The organism is Mesorhizobium sp. WSM4816 (assembly GCF_055811535.1).
The window spans coordinates 260993-277949 of record NZ_JBVVQR010000004.1; the positions used below are offsets into that span (position 1 = coordinate 260993).

Consider the following 16957-nt stretch of genomic DNA (forward strand, 5'->3'; position numbering starts at 1 on the left):
ATGGTAGGTTCTGGGGCAGGTTCTTCACTTCCGCAGCGCTCAACCGTCTCTCCTCATCTGCCGAGACCTTCAGGCCAATTCGGCGAACAGGCTGTTGTAACCCGTCTTCGTGATTCGTACCTGGATAATCTCACCGATTTCGCCGGACTTTTCATCAACAATAACCGGCTGCAGCCACGGTGAGCGGCCGACCTTCTGGCCAGCCTGGCGGCCCGGCTTCTCGATCAACGTGTCGATGGTGCTGCCGACCAGGCTGGCGCCGAACTCCTGCTGCTGGGTCAGCAACAGCGCCTGCAGTCGCTGCAGGCGCTCGTCCTTGACCGCTTCCGGCACATGATCGGCCATCTCCGCGCCCGGCGTGCCGGGGCGCGGCGAATATTTGAACGAGAAGGCCGAGGCATAGTTCACCTGGTGGACAAGGTCCATCGTCGCCTCGAAATCGGCATCCGTCTCGCCGGGAAAGCCGACAATGAAGTCGCCCGAAAGCGCGATATCGCTCCGTGCGGCGCGGATCCGGTCGAGCAGCGTCAAATAATCTTTTGCCGTATGCCTGCGGTTCATCGCCTTGAGGATGCGGTCGGAGCCGGATTGCACAGGCAAATGCAGATAGGGCATCAGCGCCGGCAAGTCACGGTGAGCGGCGATCAATTCGTCGTCCATGTCGCGCGGGTGGCTGGTGGTGTAGCGCAACCGCGCCAGCCCGGGAATCTCGGCCAGCCGGAACAGCAGGCGGCCAAGACCCCATTCCTCGGTCTTGCCCCCTTTGGCTTCGCCTTCGCCGTGCCAGGCATTGACGTTCTGTCCAAGCAGCGTCACCTCGCGCACGCCGGCTTGCGCCAGCCGCTCGGCCTCGGCGACGATCTGCGCCACCGGCCGCGACACTTCCGAGCCTCTGGTATAGGGCACCACGCAGAAGGTGCAGAACTTGTCGCAGCCTTCCTGCACCGTCAGGAACGCGGTGACGCCGCGCCTGATGATCTCGGCGCGCTTCGGCTGCGGCAGATGCTCGAACTTGTCTTCGATGGCGTAGTCCGTCTCGACGATCTTTTCGCCGCCGCGCACCCGTGCCAGCACGTCGGGCAGCCGATGATAGGTCTGCGGGCCGATGACCAGATCGACAGAAGGCGAGCGGCGGATGATCTCGGAGCCCTCGGCCTGCGCCACGCAGCCGGCGACGCCGACCAGCATCTCGCGGCCGGCCCGAGCCCGTTCGGCCTTCATCTCACGAATGCGGCCGAGTTCGGAATAGACCTTTTCGGCGGCTTTCTCGCGGATATGGCAGGTGTTGAGCAGCACCAGATCGGCCTCGCCGATCGCATCCGTCGCAGTATAGCCGTCGGCGGCCAGCGCGTCGGTCATGCGCTGCGAATCGTAGACGTTCATCTGGCAGCCATAGGTCTTGACGAAGACCTTCCGGCTCGCGGCAGGCGGCGCGACCGCAGTTTCGGTCGCAGTATCGATGTCGTCCCGTTCGATCGTGTTCAATTCCATCTGGCGGCTTCTAACGCCTTTCCCCGACAAAAAACAGACGATTCTGCCTTACAGCGCCGCGCCTCCTTTGGACGCGCAAAGCGCTGGAGCTTTTCCGGCTTACCGGCTCAGGCGCGGATCGGCGAGCGCCGCCTGCACCATATCACGCACCTGACTTTCCATCAGCCTGGCCGTTTCCTTGCGCCTGGAGCCCTTGGAGAAGGCGACCGGCTCGCCGAAATGCACTTCGACATCGAGCCCGCCCTCCGCCATCAGTACCTTGAGATGCGGCATCAAATCCTCGTCGCCGATCCAGGCGGCAATCGGCCGGTGCCTGCGGCCGAGCGGCACGCCGTGCAGGCGCGTATAGACGATCGCCACCGGCTGGATGAAGACCGTTTCGGCCGCCCCTTCCGAAATCGCCATCGAGGCGGCGCCGAACAGCGTGCTCTTGAACGGCAAAATCATGTTGCCGTCGCTAGTCGAACCTTCGGCAAACAGCACCATGGCGTCGCCCTTGGCCATGCGGCTGGCGATCTCGCTCGCCTGGTCGCCCGACGAACGTTTGCGCTCGCGCTCGATGAAAACGGTGCGCTGCAGCTTCGACAACATGCCGATCAACGGCCAGCCGGCCATGTCGGCCCTGGCGATGAACGTCACGTCGGCCATCGACCCCAGCACCATGATGTCGGTCCATGAAACGTGGTTCGACGCAACCAGTAACGGGCGCTGATTGGACAAGGTCCCCTTGACGTGGATGCGCATGCCAAGCGCCCGGATGATGAGCCGGTGCCAGATCTTCAGGATGAACGTCTCGCGCCACAGGCCGGTCTTCATCGACAGGATCTGCAACGGCACGAGGATCAACGAGCCTGCGACAACGAGGCCCAGCGCCAGGAAAATCCTGATTTTTCCGATCATTCGCTCTTGGCCCTGTCCCGAGTTCTGGCTAGAGCGACGCGTCCAACTGGACGTCCAAGCACGCTCTAGCGCTTTTTAATCTGCGCATCTCAACCTGCGCATCATGCTTTCCGAGAATCGGTTCCGATTTGCGGGCCGATGCGCTAGCGAAGATCGCGGCGCATGACAAGCGCTCCGGTCGGGCCGTGCTCGGGCGATCTGTAGTAGTTGGCACGTTTGCCGACCTCGCGGAATCCCAGCCGCCGATAGAGCGCGATCGCGGCGACGTTGGTCTCGTCGACGTCGAGGAAAAGCGCCTCGGCGCGTTGCGCATGCAGTTCGCGCAGCACCGCATCCATCAGTTGCCAGCCAAGGCCCTGGCGGCGATGAGAGCGCGCCACCGCGACAGTCAGGACCTCGCCTTCGCCGGCCGCCAGGCGCGCCAGCACGAAACCGACCGGCGGCTTGGCACCCTGGCCGGTCTCGCGCGCGGCATAGCCGAACACCGTGTCCTGCTCGATCAGCGCGGCGAATTCGTCATCACTCCACGGCCGGACGAAATCCTCGCGATGCAGCACCGACAGGGCCGCACTGTCGGCGACCGTCAGCGGCTCGAGCGCAAAGTCCCTGCGACGCGGCTGGAGGAAAGGAATGCGCATCAGTTTTTCTTCCCGGCTTTCTTCCTGGACAGGATAAACCCGGCCTGCGGCTTGGCGTCAGCTCCGCGCAGATAAAGCGGTTTCGGCTTTTCGCCTTCACCCTTGGCAGCGGCCAGCCGGGCATAGATTGCGATATCCGCAGTGGCGCTTGTCGGGCCGACGTCGAAGGCGCGCCCGGCCGATGCAGCAATTTGCGTGGCCGCGGTGCCGGCCAGAACCGGAAACCCGTCAACCGCCATGGCGGCGGCTTGCGAAAGCATGGCCACCGCGGGACCATAAATCAAAACGGATGCTTCGTCATAAAGCGCTGCATGGATCTCCTCGCGCCCGGCGTCGAGCGCGGCCAGCACGGCGCGGCCGGGAAATGTCTCTTTCGCCTGCGCCGCCAGCGCTTCCAGCGTCGTCACCCCGATTGCCGGGATTTTCAGCGCCAGCGCCAGGCCCCGCGCCGCCGAGACGCCGACGCGCAGGCCGGTGAAGGAGCCCGGGCCGGTGGAGACAGCGATGGCGTCAAGACCGGCATAGTCGGTGCCGCCGGTCGTCAACGCCTCTTCGATCACAGCCATCAGATGTTCGGCATGGCCCTTGCCGAGATCGAGCACCGAGCGGCCGAGTTCCTTCCCGGCCGCCGGGTCGTAGACACAGGCGGCGCAGAGATTGGCGGCACAATCGATGGCAAGCAACTTCATGAGACGGCCGGTTGGCAGCGCCCGCTTGGGGCACAGGGGGTTCGAAAGACAATTTCCCTGTGCCTGCCATGGCTCGTCCCTGCAAGGGGATAATGCATAAATCGTTTGGCGGCTTCGCTTCGACCTCGCCCCCAAAAAGAGGTAACTCTCGGCGACCACAACCGTCAATGAACCAGTGCGGCACTATGCGGCCTGGTCGATGCGCAGCATGTGATTGTCCCAGACATAGTCCGGCTCGGACCGTGTCGCGCCGCCGGCTTGGGCTATCTGCCCCGTGCCGGTCGTCGCCATGAAGCTCGCCCCGTCGGGCGCCACGCCGCAGACCTCGGCCAGTGCGCTGGTGGCGACGATCCGGCCGCTGGCCGCATCGATGATGACAAGCGAGTTGCCTTCCGGCGAGGACACCGCGACGGTACCGGCAGCAGGGTTGGCGGCGACCGAGCCGATGTAATTCCTGAAGCCGGACAGCACGTCCTGCGGCATGTCGAGCAGTTGCAGATCCTTGCCGCGCGCGGCGCGGCCGACCAGCAACGGACGATCGCCGCCCGGCCCCCTGTACTGGCAGCCGAACCAGACCGCGCCGGATTTGTCGGTATCCATATGCCGGATCGAAAGCTGGTGCAGCGCCGGCGGCAATTCGTGCTTTTCGACAAGGTCGCCGGTAAAGCGGTCGACCAGCACATAAGATGGCTTCATCGTCGCGATGTTGAGCTCGGCGCGGCCATAATCGGGATGCGTCTCGATGCCGCCATTGGCGACGGCAATCGTCCTGCCATCGCCGAGCAGCAGCAGCTCGTGCGGACCCATGCCATAGGTCGGGAACTCGCCAACGCGCTTGAATTTCGTACGCGTGTCATAGACGCCGACCACGCCGGCGGCATTGTCGAAATCGTTCTCGGTGGCGTAGAGCAACGCACCGTCGGTCGAAAACACGCCGTGGCCGAAGAAATGCCGGCCACTGATGCTGGCAATGGTCAGCGGCTCGTCGCGGCCAGTATGGTCGAACACAACCGCGAAAGTGCCGGGCTGCCTGGCAAAGACCACCGAGCGTTTCGACAGCGGATCGAAGGTGACGTCGTGACCGCGGGCGGGCAGGTCGATGGCATGCAGCACCTTGCCGGCCTCGGACAGGATCGCCGCGCCATAGCTGCCGTCGCGCTTGACGAAAGCGGTGGCGAAGACGGCGTCCGTGCTAAGCGTCTTCGCCCATGCCGACGGCGCCATCGCGGCAACAAAGCTTGCCCCGGCAGCCCTCAGGAAGTCGCGGCGGTCGATCAGCGACGTTTTCAGAATCAGTCTCCGTCGAGCGACGAGAACCCGGCGGTCAGGCCGAATTCGGCGGTTAGCCTGGTGCCGATGAGGGTCGACAGGCTGGATGTCACAAGCGAGAAGTGGTCGAGCTTCTGGCGCAGCGCCGGATCGGCAAGCGCCTTGTCGATCGGGCCTCTGATGGCGGTGGCGTCGGCGGCGCCGTTGACGAGCTGGATGTGGATCGATTCCGCCATCCAGCGCGCATCGGGCGACAGCGCGTCGCCAAGCTGCGAAGCCTGGAACAGAGCGTCCATCCCCGAAAGATTTCCGGTCAGCGAACGCGCGGTGTTTTGTGAACGCCAGTAGATCGCCTGTTTCGGCTTGTCGGCCTGCGGGCTACTGCCCAGAAAACCTTTCAGGCGCACGTCACGGACCATCTCCAGTTCGTTGATGAAGACGCCGACCAATTCGGTCACCGCTTCCGTGCCGTCGCGGTAGAGTGCGTTTTGCGGCCCCGGATTGGCCCAAAGTGCAGCAAAGCCGTCGGGCTTGTTCCAGGCGTCGCTGACCTCGGCGGCAATCGTTTCGATGTTGCCGGCGACGGCCGCGCCGTAAGCGCAGCGATAGGGATCGTCCCTGCCGGCGAGCCGCTCGGCGCCATCGCCGAAAAGCACGAATTCCAGCGCGCCGAGCCCTTGCATGGCGACGCTCTTTTTCGCCAGATGGGCCGGATCGGCGGCGGTCCGGTCTTTACTGGCCAACGCCGCCTGCACCTGCCTCAGGCCGATGCTCTTGCGGTCCGGCCAAAACAGCATGCGTTCCAGCCGGTTGTTCTGCGTGATCGGTCCGATGCGGATGATCTCGACGACCGACCAGGCATCCACGGTGCCGGAGAATTCGGCGCGCGCCGCATCGAGATGGTCCTGCGAAGGCGCGTCGCACAGCGTCCGCACTGCCTTGCTCAGGCTGTCGGCATGGTCTTGCAGGCGTGCATAGGCCGGGCGGACAAAGCCGTCGATCGCTCGCTGGATCACGTCGGAAGCCTTCACCGCTGCGGACGCCGGCAATGAGCCCGCGAGGACCAGCGGGAAAACCAGGACAAACGCCAGACGATTCGACATCACAAAGACTCCAGGAATTTGATCAGTGCGGCGCGATCGGGCGCGGCGGCGGCGGCAAAACGGTCGCGCGCCTTCTGCCCCTCGCCGCCATGCCACAGGATCGCCTCGGTCAGCGTGCGCGCCCGCCCGTCGTGCAGGAAGAAGTTGTTGCCGTTGACGGTCTGGGTAAGACCGATGCCCCACAGCGGCGGCGTGCGCCATTCGCTCCCGCTGGCATCGCCCACCGCTTGCCCGTCGGCGAGGCCCGGCCCCAAGTCGTGCAGCAGAAAATCGGAATAGGGCCAGATCAGCTGGAAGGCCTGCGCCTTGTTGGGCGTGCCGCGGCGGGTGACGAATTTCGGCGTATGGCAGGAAATGCAGCCCATGTCGTAGAACAGCTTCTTGCCGGCCAGCACATCGGGCTTGTCGAGATCGCGCCGCGCCGGCACGGCGAGGTTTTGCGAATAAAAGGTGACCAGGTCCATCACCGGCGGCGGCGCCTCGACTGGGCCGAGGCGCTCCTGTACGCCGTTTGCCATGGCAAGGCAGTTCTTTTCGGCCGCGGTGCAATCGCCCCAGTGGTTCGGCACTTCCGGCGTCGAAATGCCGATGTCGCCAGCGAATGCGTCCGCCACTTGCTGGCGAATCGAAGGGGTCTGCGCCTTCCAGCCAAAGCGGCCGAGCGTCGGCTCGCCGCTGTGGCCGTCGCGCACAATATTGGGCTTTCCGGAGATGCCGTCACTGTTGCGATCGTCCGGATCGGCACTGGCGAGAATGTCGGCCGGCGCGATTTGCTCGACCAGGCCGAGGCCGATCATCGGCGGCGTCAAGCGCGGCGAAAGCGTGGTGTGCGGATCGAGCGGCCCGTTGGCAAGATCATCGACCGAATAGCTCGGCTTGCGCAGCCAAACCACGGTGCCGTCCGGCAGGGTGACTTTTTGCTCCTGATAGTCGACACGCATCCTGCCTTCGCCGCGAAGGCCCGGAACGGCCAGTTCCTGCAATTGCGAGCCGTAGACCGGATCAGGGAAGTTGAGCACCTTGCCGGCGGCGAGCGCTGCTTTCTCCTCCTCGGTGCTCGCCTGCTGCGCCAGCCGCAGGAACATCGAGGTGGTGCCGCTGTCGGCTTGCGGCGGATGACCGCGACCGTCCTTCAGATGGCAATTCTGGCACGCCCGCTCGTTGAACAGCGGACCAAGCCCGTCCGATGCCTGCGTCGACGAGGGCGACGACACCCAGTTCTTGCGGAAAAGAGCATTGCCGAGCTTGAAGGTGCCTTGTTCCTCGAAAGTGATATTGGCGGAAGATTGCGAGAAAGCGTCCTTGTTGGCGCCTTTCCGCGACGTGCCGGCGCCGCCCGGCATCGGCTCGAACTGCTCGGGCTTGGAGAAATCCCTGGTCGGCCTGGCGATGGCAATGACACGCGCCAGATCCTTCGGCGTCAGATCGGCACGGCTGGTGGCGAGACCCGCCGGTTCGGGCGCGCCGGCCAACGCCGAGGCGGTCAGCGCGACCACTACGGCAGGCGAAAGCCGGCGAAGCCAGCCGTATCGCGGGTTGTGCTGGGACGGCAGGCCGCAATCCTCGGCCCGCCGCAAGCGGCGCAAGTAGTCTAAGCGGCGGCGCATTCCCGCATGTCCCTAATCCGCCTCGTCGGCCGATGCGGCGTTGAGCTGGCCGTATTTTTCCTCGCCGATCGAGGCGAGCAGGTCGAGTTGCGTCTCGAGGAAGTCGATGTGACCTTCCTCGTCGGACAACAAATCCTCGAACAGCTTCATCGTCACATAGTCACCTGCTTCGTCACAAATCTCGCGCGACCGTTTGTAGGCAGTGCGCGCGTCATATTCGCCGGCAAGATCCGATTCGAGCACTTCCTTGACATTCTGTCCGATGCGCAGCGGCGCTACCGACTGCAGGTTCGGATGGCCTTCAAGGAAGATGATGCGGGCCACGAGCCGGTCGGCATGGTGCATCTCCTCGATCGATTCCGCGCGTTCCTTCTTTGCCAGCTTGGCGTATCCCCAGTCTTCCAGCAGGCGGAAATGCACCCAGTACTGATTGACTGCTCCAAGTTCCAGAAACAGAGCCTCGTTAAGCCGCTCTATGATCTGTTGTTCGCCTTTCATGGGTTCTGCTCCCGTATTGGACGCGCAGGCCTCTGACGCGATCCAGGTGTGAAACGACATCCACACCGCTCGCCTCCGAGCGGGCGTGGTAATTTTCGGTTACCCGAATGATCGTTTCGACCACATTTGGGAAACAGCCGCAACAGCGACCACGCTTCTGCATGGCATGATAGATCTTCGCCGGCACGATAAGCTGCCAGGGATCCTGATCCAGCAGCCCGACGATCGTCTGCTCAATCTCCTTCTCGGTGATGATGTTGCAATGGCAGATCAGCATTATTTGCTCTGTGTGGCTGACGGCGCGTGCTCGGCGCCATGTGGCTTATTTTCTTAGCGGAGCCTGGACTTTCGGTTCGGGCTCCGGGCATCGACGCCTTACTGAAACACCTTGTCCGGCGCATCGAGGCTGTCCGAGCCCTCGAAGGCGATGGCATTGAGTTTCAGGGTGCCGACGGCGCGTTCGATCGACTTGGTCTGGTCGACCAGCGCGTCGATCGCCGCCTGCACGGTGGCGTTGCCTTGCGTATTGCCTTCGCCGATCTGCTGGTCATAGGCCTCGCCGCCAAGCGCCCGCGCCTTGATCGCCTCCATCTTGGCGACGGTGACATCCAGCTTGTCCGACAGTTCCTTGTCGACAGCCGGATCGGCCTCCTTGACCATGTCGGATACCGACGGTCCTTCGACGACGGTGCCGTCGAGGCGGGTGTAGCTGCCCTTATAGGCGGCGCGAATGCCGACGGCATCGTAGAAATGGGAATCGTAGGTGTTGTCGGAGAAGCAGTCATGCTCCTCTTCCGGGTCGTGCAGCAGCAGGCCGAGCTTCATGCGCTCGCCGGCGAGTTCGCCGTAGGACAGCGAGCCCATGCCGGTGAGGATGGTCGAGATGCCGGCTTTCGGCTCGCCATCGACAAGGTTCTTGCGGGCGGCGCCGCCTTCCTTCCAGTCGTCGACCATGTCCTGCAGATCGGAAACCAGAAGCTCGCTCGCCGACTTCAGGTACTGCGCGCGACGATCGCAATTGCCGCCGGTGCAGTTGGCGAGGTCGTAGTCGGTATAGGGCCGTTCGCCAGCGCCCGGGCCGGTGCCGTGCAGGTCCTGGCCCCACAACAGGAATTCGATGGCGTGATAACCGGTCGCCACATTGGCCTCGATGCCGCCGGCTTCCTGCAGCGTGCCGGAGAGGAACTCGGGAGTAAGATTGGTGGCGTCGATCTTCTTGCCGTCGATCTCGATCGACTTGCTGGCGATCACATTGGCGGTGTAGAGCGCATTCGCGTCCGACTCGGTGCCGTAGTTCTCGGCGACATAATCGATCAGGCCCTCGTCCAGCGGCCAGGCGTTCACCTTGCCTTCCCAGTCGTCGACGATGGCGTTGCCGAAGCGATAGACTTCGGTCTGCTGATAGGGAACGCGCGACGCTTTCCAGGCCTCGCGGGCGGCGGTGAGCGTTTCCACCGAAGGCTTGGCGAGCAGCGCGTCGACGGCCTTGCCGAGCGCCTGCGCCGTGGTCAGCGAATCCTCATATTTGGCGAGCGCAACATCGGAATAGGTCTTGATGACCGCCTTGGCATCGGTTTCCGCCTTGGCCGGCAGCACGAATATCGCCGCCGTCAAGGCCACCGTGGCGCCGATCGCTGCAAGCCTGCTGCCATATCGCGCCGTGATCATCGCTCTCATGATTGTCATCTCCCTCGGGAATTCAGTGAAAATGCCGGCGCCAAAGGCGCGTCGGCAGGCAATCGGCGCCAAGGCAGATCCATGCCATTGAGCGATATACAGGCCGCGGCACAGCGCGGTTTGCGGAAGAAAGACATCGAAATGCCTCCAATCGAAAGGGTTCAAGGCCCAGACATCAAAGGGATGCGCTTGACGCGCACGCTTCCATAAAGCGATGAAGGTGCCGGAAGTCAACCAATTTCAGAGAGAAAAGCCAATTGAAACAACAGTTTAGAATTATTCTAAACTGCAAGTATCAACTTTAGCCGTATTTGCCGCGCCGCCGTCGAACGAACGATTGACAGACCGCCATTCCGGGTGCGACCCGCAAGGGTGGTCTTGCGGCGGCGTCAGACAATCGCCACTTGGCGAGACGTCCTAGACTTGGATAACGCCTAGGAGAGATGAGGAATTGGGGCTGCGATGAAAAACGGTGTGGTCATTGTCGGTGCGGGTCATGCGGGCGTGCAAGCGGCCGCCAGCCTGCGCGAGGACGGCTACGACGAACCCGTGATCCTCATCAGCGATGAGGACGAACTGCCCTACCACAAGCCGCCGCTGTCGAAGACCTTCATCAAGGATCAGGAGGCCAAACCGCAGCCGCTGCGCGGCGAGGCTTTTTATACCGGCAGCGCGATCGACTACCGGCTGGGCGTCCGCATCGATCGCATCGATGCCGGCGGCCGCAGGCTGGAGCTATCGGATGGCGGCACACTGCCGTTCGACCGGCTGATCCTGGCGACCGGTTCGCGGCCGCGCATGCTGTCGCTGCCGGGTTCGGATTTTTCGGGCGTGGTGTCGCTGCGCTCGCTCGCCGACGCGCGCCTGATCCGCGAATTGAGCGCGCAGAGCGAGGATGTCGTCATCCTCGGCGGCGGCTTCATCGGGCTGGAGATCGCCGCGACGCTCACAGCGGCCGGCCGCAAGGTCATCGTGGTCGAGGCGGTCGACCGGCTGCTCGGCCGGGCGGTGGCGCCGATCATCGCGCGCCACGTGCGGCAGCGGCTGGAAGCGACCGGCGTGCGCATTGTCACCGGCACCACGATTGCACGGCTCGAAGCCGAGAACGGCCATGTCTCGGCGGCAATCACCGCATCCGGCGATCGGCTGCCGGCGCAGATGGTCATCATCGGCATCGGCGTCGTGCCGAATGTCGAACTGGCGCAAGCCGCCGGCATTACTGTCGCCAACGGCATCCGCGTCGACCAGCAGATGCGCACGTCGGTGCCCGAAATCCTCGCCATCGGCGATGCCGCCTCCTACCGGCACTGGCTCACCGGCGGCGATGTGCGGCTGGAATCGGTGCAGAATGCGACCGACCAGGCGCGTCTTGCAGCACGCACCGTTGTCGGGCATGCGGACGCCTTTGCGGCGGTGCCGTGGTTCTGGTCCGACGTCGGTGACATCAAGCTGCAGATGGTCGGCCTGATTTCGGGCGGCGACAGCCATGTCGTGCTGGGCGACGTCAACGAGAACCGGTTCTCCATCTACCACTATGCTGGGAATCGTCTGCTCGGCATCGAATCGGTCAACCGGCCTGGCGACCACATGCTTGGCCGCAAGATGCTCGGCGCCGGCTTTTCGCCGACGCCGCAGACGGTCGCGACAGGACCGGACGGATTGAAGGCGGCGCTCGCCGCTTTCCAGCAGGTAGAGCCCGTCCGCGCCGCGGAGTAGGGAGCCGCCCGCCAATTGTCGATCTCGGCGCTGCCCCTCATCGCCCTGCCGGGCACTTTTCCCCGTGAAGGACGGGGAGAAGGGGCTGATCGCAACGCTGGCGCCCCCTCTCCCCGTTTTTCACGGGGAGAGGGTAAGGGTGAGGGGCAGCGCCAACGCCCGGAAAGATCCGCTCAAGCAGCGCGGACCTCGCGGATCGAGCTTTCCAGGATGTCGAGCGCTTCGTTCATGACGCCGTCCTGGATGGTGATCGGAGCGAGGAAGCGGATGACGTTGCCGTAGACGCCGCAGGTGAGCAGGATCAGGCCCTTGTCGAGCGCCTTCAGCCGGACCGCATTGGCGATCTCGGCCGACGGCAGGCCCTTTTTCACATCGTTGAACTCGACAGCGTTCATGAAGCCCGGGCCTCTGATATCGACGATCTCCGGCGTGTCGTCGCGGATCGATTGCAGCCGCTGCTTCAGCCGGTTGCCCAGCGTGTTGGCGCGGTCGCAGAGCTTTTCCTCGTCGATGACGTCGAGCACGGCATGCGCCGCGGCAACGCTGATCGGGCTGCCGCCATAGGTGCCGCCGAGCCCGCCGGGGCTGGGCGCATCCATGATCTCGGCGCGGCCGGTGACCGCCGACAGCGGGAAGCCGCCGGCAAGGCTCTTGGCCATGGCGGTGATGTCGGGCGCCACCTCGTGATGATCCATGGCGAACATCTTGCCGGTGCGGGCAAAACCGGTCTGCACCTCGTCGGCGATCAACAGCATGCCGTGCTGGTCGCAGATCTTGCGCAGCGCCGTCATGAAGTCGCGCGGCGCCTCGTAAAATCCGCCCTCGCCCTGCACCGGCTCGACGATGATGGCGGCGACGCGGGCCGGATCGACATCGGCCTTGAACAGCCGGTCGAGCGCGGCCAGCGAATCGGCGACCGTGATCCCATGCAGCGCAACCGGGAACGGCGCGTGGAAAACATCGGCCGGCATGGCGCCGAAGCCGACCTTGTAGGGCACAACCTTGCCGGTCAGCGCCATGCCCATGAAGGTGCGGCCATGGAAGCCGCCGGCAAAGGCAATGACCGCCGGACGGCCGGTTGCGTTGCGGGCGATCTTGATGGCGTTCTCCACCGCTTCGGCACCGGTGGTGACGAAAATCGTCTTCTTGTCGAATTTGCCCGGCAGCAAGCCGTTCAGCCGTTCGGCCAGCCTGACATAGCTCTCATAGGGCACCACCTGGTGGCAGGTATGGGTGAAGCGGTCGAGCTGCGCCTTGACCGCCTCGATCACCTTGGGATGGCGGTGGCCTGTGTTGACGACGGCGATGCCGGACGAGAAATCGATGTAGCGCCGGCCTTCGACATCCCAGATTTCCGAGTTCTCGGCGCGGTCGGCATAAATCTGCGTGGTCATGCCGACGCCGCGCGAGATCGACTGGTTCTTGCGTTCGGAAATGGCAGAGTTCTTCATGATGTTCCCTCACCGGGCCGACGCCCGTTCTCGTTTGGATGATTGCCGGGAATTGTTCTGGCCTTATTTCATGTTTTCCTCAAGTTGGCACCGGTGGCAGGCGATTGGGCCTGCCGGGACCGCCGCCAGGCAATTGGGCCTGCCGCCTTTGGCGTCGTGTTCCTTCGCGCCCCCCTCTGGCCTGCCGGCCATCTCCCCCACAGGTGGGGAGATTGGCTGTCATTGATGGTTTCGCCAATCGCGAACGCTGCAGGAGGAGCGCCGTCGATGAAGCTGCCGATCTCCCTCCTCGTGGGGAGATGGCCGGCAGGCCAGAGGGGGGCGCGAAGGAATGCGACATATGGAATAAAAAGATAGTCTAAGCCCTGACAAACCCGTCGCTCGCCCTGAGCAGATTGCGCGTATAATCCTTGCTGACGCGGCGCTCGACGAGGTCATCAGCGGTGAGATGCTCGACCGCCTCGCCGTTCTGCATCACCATCAGCCGCTCGCACATATGGGTGATGATGGCGAGGTCGTGGCTGACCATCAGGAAGGTCAGCTTGCGCCGCCGCCGGATGTCTTCCAACAGGTTGAGCACCTCCGCCTGCACGGAAGCGTCGAGCGCCGAGGTCGGCTCGTCGAGCAGCAGGATCGCCGGTTCGAGGATCAGCGCCCGCGCAATCGCCACCCGCTGGCGCTGGCCACCCGACAATTGATGCGAATAGCGGAAGCGGAAGCCGGTGCCGAGCCCGACCTCGTCGAGCGCCCGCTGGATGCGCTTCTCGCCATCGGCAAAGCCGTGGATGGCGAGCGGCTCCTGCAGCAGGCGGTCGACGGTCTGGCGCGGATGCAGCGAGCCGTAGGGGTCCTGGAAGACCATCTGCACCTCGCGATAGAAGGCCTTGTCGCGGCGCTTGCCGAGTTTTTTCCCGCTGACGGTGATGCTGCCCGAAGCGGCCGGCGCGAGGCCGGCAATCGCGCGCAACAGCGTCGATTTGCCGGAGCCGGATTCGCCGACCAGGCCGAAGGATTCGCCGGATTGCACCTCGAGGCTGACACCCTTCAGCGCGCGAAAGCGGTCGAAGACCACCTCCAGCCTGTCGGCGGAAAGTGCTGCCGTCATGCCGCCCACTCCGGCTTGCGGTCGAGCACCGGCAGCGGGTGGCGGTCGGCGCCGATCTTGGGCATGCAGTTGAGCAGGCCGCGCGTATAGGGATGCTGGGCGCGGCCGAGCTCCGAGGCCTTGAGCTGCTCGACCACCTTGCCGGCATACATGACGATCACCCGATCGCAGAAGGACGAGACCAGGCGCAGATCGTGCGAGATGAAGATCAGGCCCATGCCGCGCTCGCTGACCAGCCTGTCGAGGATGCCGAGCACGTCGAGCTGAACGGTGACGTCGAGCGCCGAGGTCGGCTCGTCGGCGATCATCATCTCCGGCCCGGCAATCAGCATCATGGCGATCATGGCGCGCTGGCCCATGCCGCCCGACACCTCGTGCGGATGCAGGTCGAAGACACGGGCGGGTTCGCGGATCTGCACCGCCTCCAGCATGGCGAGCGCGCGGTCGCGGGCTTCCGCCTTGCCGACCTTCTCATGCGTACGCAGCGTCTCGACAATCTGGCGGCCGATGCTCATCACCGGGTCGAGCGAGTATTTTGGATCCTGGAGGATCATCGCGATGCGCTTGCCGCGCAGCGCCCGGCGGTCGCGGGGCGAGGCCGCGAGCAGGTCGGTGCCGTCGAAGGCAAGCTTCCTAGCCGTGACCTCGGCCTGCGGCGGGGTCAGGCCCATGATGGCGCGGCCGGTCTGCGACTTGCCGGAACCGCTCTCGCCGACGATACCGAGCCGTTCGCGGCCGAGCGAGAAGGAGACGCCGCGCACCGCCTCGATCCGGCCGGTGCGCGTCGGGAAGGTGACGCGCAGATCGTCGACCTCGAGAAGCGTGCTCATTGGTCACCACTGCGGGGGTCGAGCGCGTCGCGCAGGCCGTCGCCGAGCAGGTTGAAGCCGAGGCTGACGAAGAGGATGGCAAAGCCCGGTGCACCGGCCACCCACCATTGGTCGAGCACGAAGCGGCGGCCCGACGCGATCATCGCGCCCCATTCCGGCAGCGGCGGTTGCGCGCCGAGGCCGAGGAAGCCGAGACCGGCGGCGGTCAGGATGATGCCGGCCATGTCGAGCGTCACCCGGACGATCAGCGACGAGATGCAGAGCGGCATGATGTGGCGCAGCACGATGCGGAACGGCGAGGCGCCCATCAATTGCACCGCCTTGATGTAATCCGAATTCCGCACGGTGAGCGTTTCGGCACGCGCGATACGGGCGTAGGGCGGCCATGAGGTGACGGCGATAGCGAGCACCGCATTCTCGATGCCGGGGCCGAGTGCGGCGACGAAGGCCAGCGCCAGGATCAGCTTCGGAAAGGCGAGAAAGATGTCGGTGATACGCATCAGGATCGCATCGATCCAGCCGCCGGCATAACCGGCGACGGTGCCGACCAGCAGGCCGATAGGAGCGGCGATGACTGCGACGAGAATGACGACGTAAAGCGTCCATCGCGAGCCGAAGATGACGCGCGAAAGGATGTCGCGGCCAAGGTCGTCAGTGCCGAACCAGTGCTCGGCACTTGGCGCCAGCAGCCGCGAGCCCTTGAGGTCGCCGAATGTCGGCGAATAGGGCGCCAGCACATCGGCAAAGGCGGCGACTACCAGCAAAGCGATGATGATGAGCAGACCGAGAAACGCCAGCCGGTTGGCGGAAAAGCGCCGCCACGCGACATAGGCACGGCCGAGCCTGGCCTGCATGCGCGACGCCGGCCGCTCGCTGAGCAGCCAGTCGCGGCGGCTCTGGATTGCTTCAGCGCTCATTGTACCTTGGTCCTTGGGTCGAGCACCCGGTAGAGCAGGTCGGACAGGAGATTGATGCCGATGAACACCGAGCCGATGATGATGGTGCCGCCGAGCACGGCGTTCATGTCGGCGTTCTGCAGGGAATTGGTGATGTAGAGGCCGATGCCCGGCCATGAGAACACAGTCTCGGTGAGCACCGAGCCTTCGAGCAGACCGGCATAGGAGAGCGCGATCACGGTGACCATCGGCACGGCGGCGTTGCGCAGCGCGTGGCCCCAGATGATGCGTGTTTCCGACAGCCCCTTGGCGCGCGCCGCGACGATATATTCCTGGGCAAGCTCGTTCAGCATGAACGATCGCGTCATCCGGCTGATATAGGCGAGCGAGAAATAGCCAAGCAGCGAGGCCGGCAGGATGATGTGGCGAAAGGCGTCGCGAAACACATCCCACTGCCGCTGCCACAGCGCATCCAGAAGATAGAAGCCGGTGATCGGCGTGAAGGTGTATTCGTAGACGATATCGAGGCGGCCGGGAAAAGCCACCCATTGCAGCCTGGCATAGAACAGTACGAGCGCCAGCAGTCCCAGCCAGAAGATCGGCACGGAATAGCCGACCAGGCCGATGATCCGCACGATCTGGTCGATGATGCTGCCGCGCCGGACCGCGGCCAGCACGCCGAGCGGCACACCAAGCAATGCACCGATCAGAGTTCCCAGCGTCGCCAGCTCGATCGTCGCCGGAAAGGCGCGGCGGATGTCGGTCATGACAGGATTGGTGGTCAGCACCGAGGTGCCGAAATTGCCGTTCAGGGCATTCTTCACATAGATGTAGAACTGCTCGATCAGCGGCAGGTCGAGCCCCATCTCGCGGCGCGTCCGCTCGACGACATTGGCCGGCGCCCGGTCGCCGAGCACCGCCAGCACCGGGTCGATCGGGATGACCCGGCCGATGAAGAAGGTCACCGCGAGAAGACCGAGATAGGTGGTTATCGCGATGACTAGGAAACGGGCGATCGACGAGGCGACAGCGACAGCACGGGCGCTGCCGCGCCCTGCCGTCGCTTCGCTTTCAACAGTACTCATGC

At 64.3% G+C, this 16957-nt stretch carries 16 protein-coding genes; 1 reads left to right on the plus strand and 15 read right to left on the minus strand.

Going from position 1 to position 16957, the window contains the following annotated elements:
• Window positions 1–69 precede the first annotated feature (69 nt).
• From miaB to AC0L3H_RS07485, 10 genes are all read right to left on the minus strand, one after another.
• Entirely contained in the window at window positions 70–1491 is a 1422-nt protein-coding gene (gene miaB / locus AC0L3H_RS07440) for a tRNA (N6-isopentenyl adenosine(37)-C2)-methylthiotransferase MiaB (protein ID WP_287258257.1), read from the minus strand.
• A gap of 99 nt (window positions 1492–1590) precedes the next feature.
• The gene (gene olsA, locus AC0L3H_RS07445) at window positions 1591–2391 is read right to left on the minus strand and encodes a lyso-ornithine lipid O-acyltransferase (protein WP_473585001.1); all 801 of its coding nucleotides are present in this window, start codon (window positions 2389–2391) and stop codon (window positions 1591–1593) included.
• 143 nt (window positions 2392–2534) lie between these two features.
• Window positions 2535–3029 carry a GNAT family N-acetyltransferase gene (locus tag AC0L3H_RS07450; protein WP_473585002.1) on the minus strand — a complete coding sequence of 165 codons (495 nt, stop codon included), beginning with the start codon at window positions 3027–3029 and terminating at the stop codon, window positions 2535–2537.
• Window positions 3029–3718, minus strand: coding sequence for a tRNA (adenosine(37)-N6)-threonylcarbamoyltransferase complex dimerization subunit type 1 TsaB (gene tsaB, locus AC0L3H_RS07455; RefSeq protein ID WP_473585003.1), 690 nt, complete (start codon window positions 3716–3718; stop codon window positions 3029–3031). Before tsaB ends, AC0L3H_RS07450 begins: the two co-directional genes overlap by 1 nt.
• 183 nt (window positions 3719–3901) lie before the next feature.
• Window positions 3902–5008: a DUF1513 domain-containing protein gene (locus AC0L3H_RS07460; RefSeq protein ID WP_473585057.1), complete on the minus strand. Its 1107-nt coding sequence runs from the start codon at window positions 5006–5008 to the stop codon at window positions 3902–3904.
• Window positions 5009–5010: 2 nt separating this feature from the next.
• Window positions 5011–6090, minus strand: a complete 1080-nt coding sequence (locus tag AC0L3H_RS07465) for an imelysin family protein (RefSeq protein ID WP_473585004.1) — start codon at window positions 6088–6090, stop codon at window positions 5011–5013.
• A complete protein-coding gene (locus AC0L3H_RS07470) occupies window positions 6090–7697 on the minus strand; it encodes a di-heme oxidoreductase family protein (protein ID WP_473585005.1) in 1608 nt (535 codons plus the stop codon). The genes AC0L3H_RS07465 and AC0L3H_RS07470 overlap by 1 nt, the downstream gene beginning before the upstream one ends.
• 12 nt (window positions 7698–7709) lie before the next feature.
• Window positions 7710–8195, minus strand: coding sequence for a bacterioferritin (bfr, locus tag AC0L3H_RS07475; protein WP_023802097.1), 486 nt, complete (start codon window positions 8193–8195; stop codon window positions 7710–7712).
• On the minus strand, window positions 8161–8472 hold the full coding sequence (locus AC0L3H_RS07480; RefSeq protein ID WP_023802096.1) for a (2Fe-2S)-binding protein: 312 nt from the start codon (window positions 8470–8472) through the stop codon (window positions 8161–8163). Before AC0L3H_RS07480 ends, bfr begins: the two co-directional genes overlap by 35 nt.
• Before the next feature lie 98 nt (window positions 8473–8570).
• Window positions 8571–9863 (minus strand): imelysin family protein, encoded by a 1293-nt coding sequence (locus AC0L3H_RS07485; RefSeq protein WP_473585058.1) that lies wholly within the window; start codon window positions 9861–9863, stop codon window positions 8571–8573.
• A 471-nt stretch (window positions 9864–10334) separates the two neighbouring features.
• Between AC0L3H_RS07485 and AC0L3H_RS07490 the strand changes: the two genes are divergently transcribed.
• Entirely contained in the window at window positions 10335–11588 is a 1254-nt protein-coding gene (locus AC0L3H_RS07490) for an NAD(P)/FAD-dependent oxidoreductase (RefSeq protein ID WP_473490536.1), read from the plus strand.
• A 173-nt stretch (window positions 11589–11761) separates the two neighbouring features.
• Here AC0L3H_RS07490 and AC0L3H_RS07495 read toward each other — a convergent pair whose 3' ends face one another.
• The 5 genes from AC0L3H_RS07495 to AC0L3H_RS07515 all read right to left on the minus strand — a co-directional run bounded on the left by AC0L3H_RS07495 (window position 11762) and on the right by AC0L3H_RS07515 (window position 16955).
• Window positions 11762–13039, minus strand: a complete 1278-nt coding sequence (locus AC0L3H_RS07495; protein WP_473585006.1) for a 4-aminobutyrate--2-oxoglutarate transaminase — start codon at window positions 13037–13039, stop codon at window positions 11762–11764.
• 358 nt (window positions 13040–13397) lie between these two features.
• Window positions 13398–14144 (minus strand): ABC transporter ATP-binding protein, encoded by a 747-nt coding sequence (locus AC0L3H_RS07500; protein ID WP_473585007.1) that lies wholly within the window; start codon window positions 14142–14144, stop codon window positions 13398–13400.
• Window positions 14141–14974 (minus strand): ABC transporter ATP-binding protein, encoded by an 834-nt coding sequence (locus AC0L3H_RS07505; protein ID WP_473585008.1) that lies wholly within the window; start codon window positions 14972–14974, stop codon window positions 14141–14143. Before AC0L3H_RS07505 ends, AC0L3H_RS07500 begins: the two co-directional genes overlap by 4 nt.
• Window positions 14971–15891, minus strand: coding sequence for a nickel transporter permease (nikC, locus tag AC0L3H_RS07510; RefSeq protein ID WP_287258245.1), 921 nt, complete (start codon window positions 15889–15891; stop codon window positions 14971–14973). Before nikC ends, AC0L3H_RS07505 begins: the two co-directional genes overlap by 4 nt.
• Window positions 15888–16955, minus strand: a complete 1068-nt coding sequence (locus tag AC0L3H_RS07515) for an ABC transporter permease (protein WP_473585009.1) — start codon at window positions 16953–16955, stop codon at window positions 15888–15890. Before AC0L3H_RS07515 ends, nikC begins: the two co-directional genes overlap by 4 nt.
• Window positions 16956–16957: the final 2 nt, after the last annotated feature.

Coding starts and splice junctions, on each gene's coding strand:
- miaB (WP_287258257.1), bottom strand. CDS start 1,491: ATGGAATTGAACACGATCGAACGGGACGACATCGATACTGCGACCGAA.
- olsA (WP_473585001.1), bottom strand. CDS start 2,391: ATGATCGGAAAAATCAGGATTTTCCTGGCGCTGGGCCTCGTTGTCGCA.
- AC0L3H_RS07450 (WP_473585002.1), bottom strand. CDS start 3,029: ATGCGCATTCCTTTCCTCCAGCCGCGTCGCAGGGACTTTGCGCTCGAG.
- tsaB (WP_473585003.1), bottom strand. CDS start 3,718: ATGAAGTTGCTTGCCATCGATTGTGCCGCCAATCTCTGCGCCGCCTGT.
- AC0L3H_RS07465 (WP_473585004.1), bottom strand. CDS start 6,090: ATGTCGAATCGTCTGGCGTTTGTCCTGGTTTTCCCGCTGGTCCTCGCG.
- AC0L3H_RS07470 (WP_473585005.1), bottom strand. CDS start 7,697: ATGCGCCGCCGCTTAGACTACTTGCGCCGCTTGCGGCGGGCCGAGGAT.
- bfr (WP_023802097.1), bottom strand. CDS start 8,195: ATGAAAGGCGAACAACAGATCATAGAGCGGCTTAACGAGGCTCTGTTT.
- AC0L3H_RS07480 (WP_023802096.1), bottom strand. CDS start 8,472: ATGCTGATCTGCCATTGCAACATCATCACCGAGAAGGAGATTGAGCAG.
- AC0L3H_RS07485 (WP_473585058.1), bottom strand. CDS start 9,863: ATGATCACGGCGCGATATGGCAGCAGGCTTGCAGCGATCGGCGCCACG.
- AC0L3H_RS07490 (WP_473490536.1), top strand. CDS start 10,335: ATGAAAAACGGTGTGGTCATTGTCGGTGCGGGTCATGCGGGCGTGCAA.
- AC0L3H_RS07495 (WP_473585006.1), bottom strand. CDS start 13,039: ATGAAGAACTCTGCCATTTCCGAACGCAAGAACCAGTCGATCTCGCGC.
- AC0L3H_RS07500 (WP_473585007.1), bottom strand. CDS start 14,144: ATGACGGCAGCACTTTCCGCCGACAGGCTGGAGGTGGTCTTCGACCGC.
- AC0L3H_RS07505 (WP_473585008.1), bottom strand. CDS start 14,974: ATGAGCACGCTTCTCGAGGTCGACGATCTGCGCGTCACCTTCCCGACG.
- nikC (WP_287258245.1), bottom strand. CDS start 15,891: ATGAGCGCTGAAGCAATCCAGAGCCGCCGCGACTGGCTGCTCAGCGAG.
- AC0L3H_RS07515 (WP_473585009.1), bottom strand. CDS start 16,955: ATGAGTACTGTTGAAAGCGAAGCGACGGCAGGGCGCGGCAGCGCCCGT.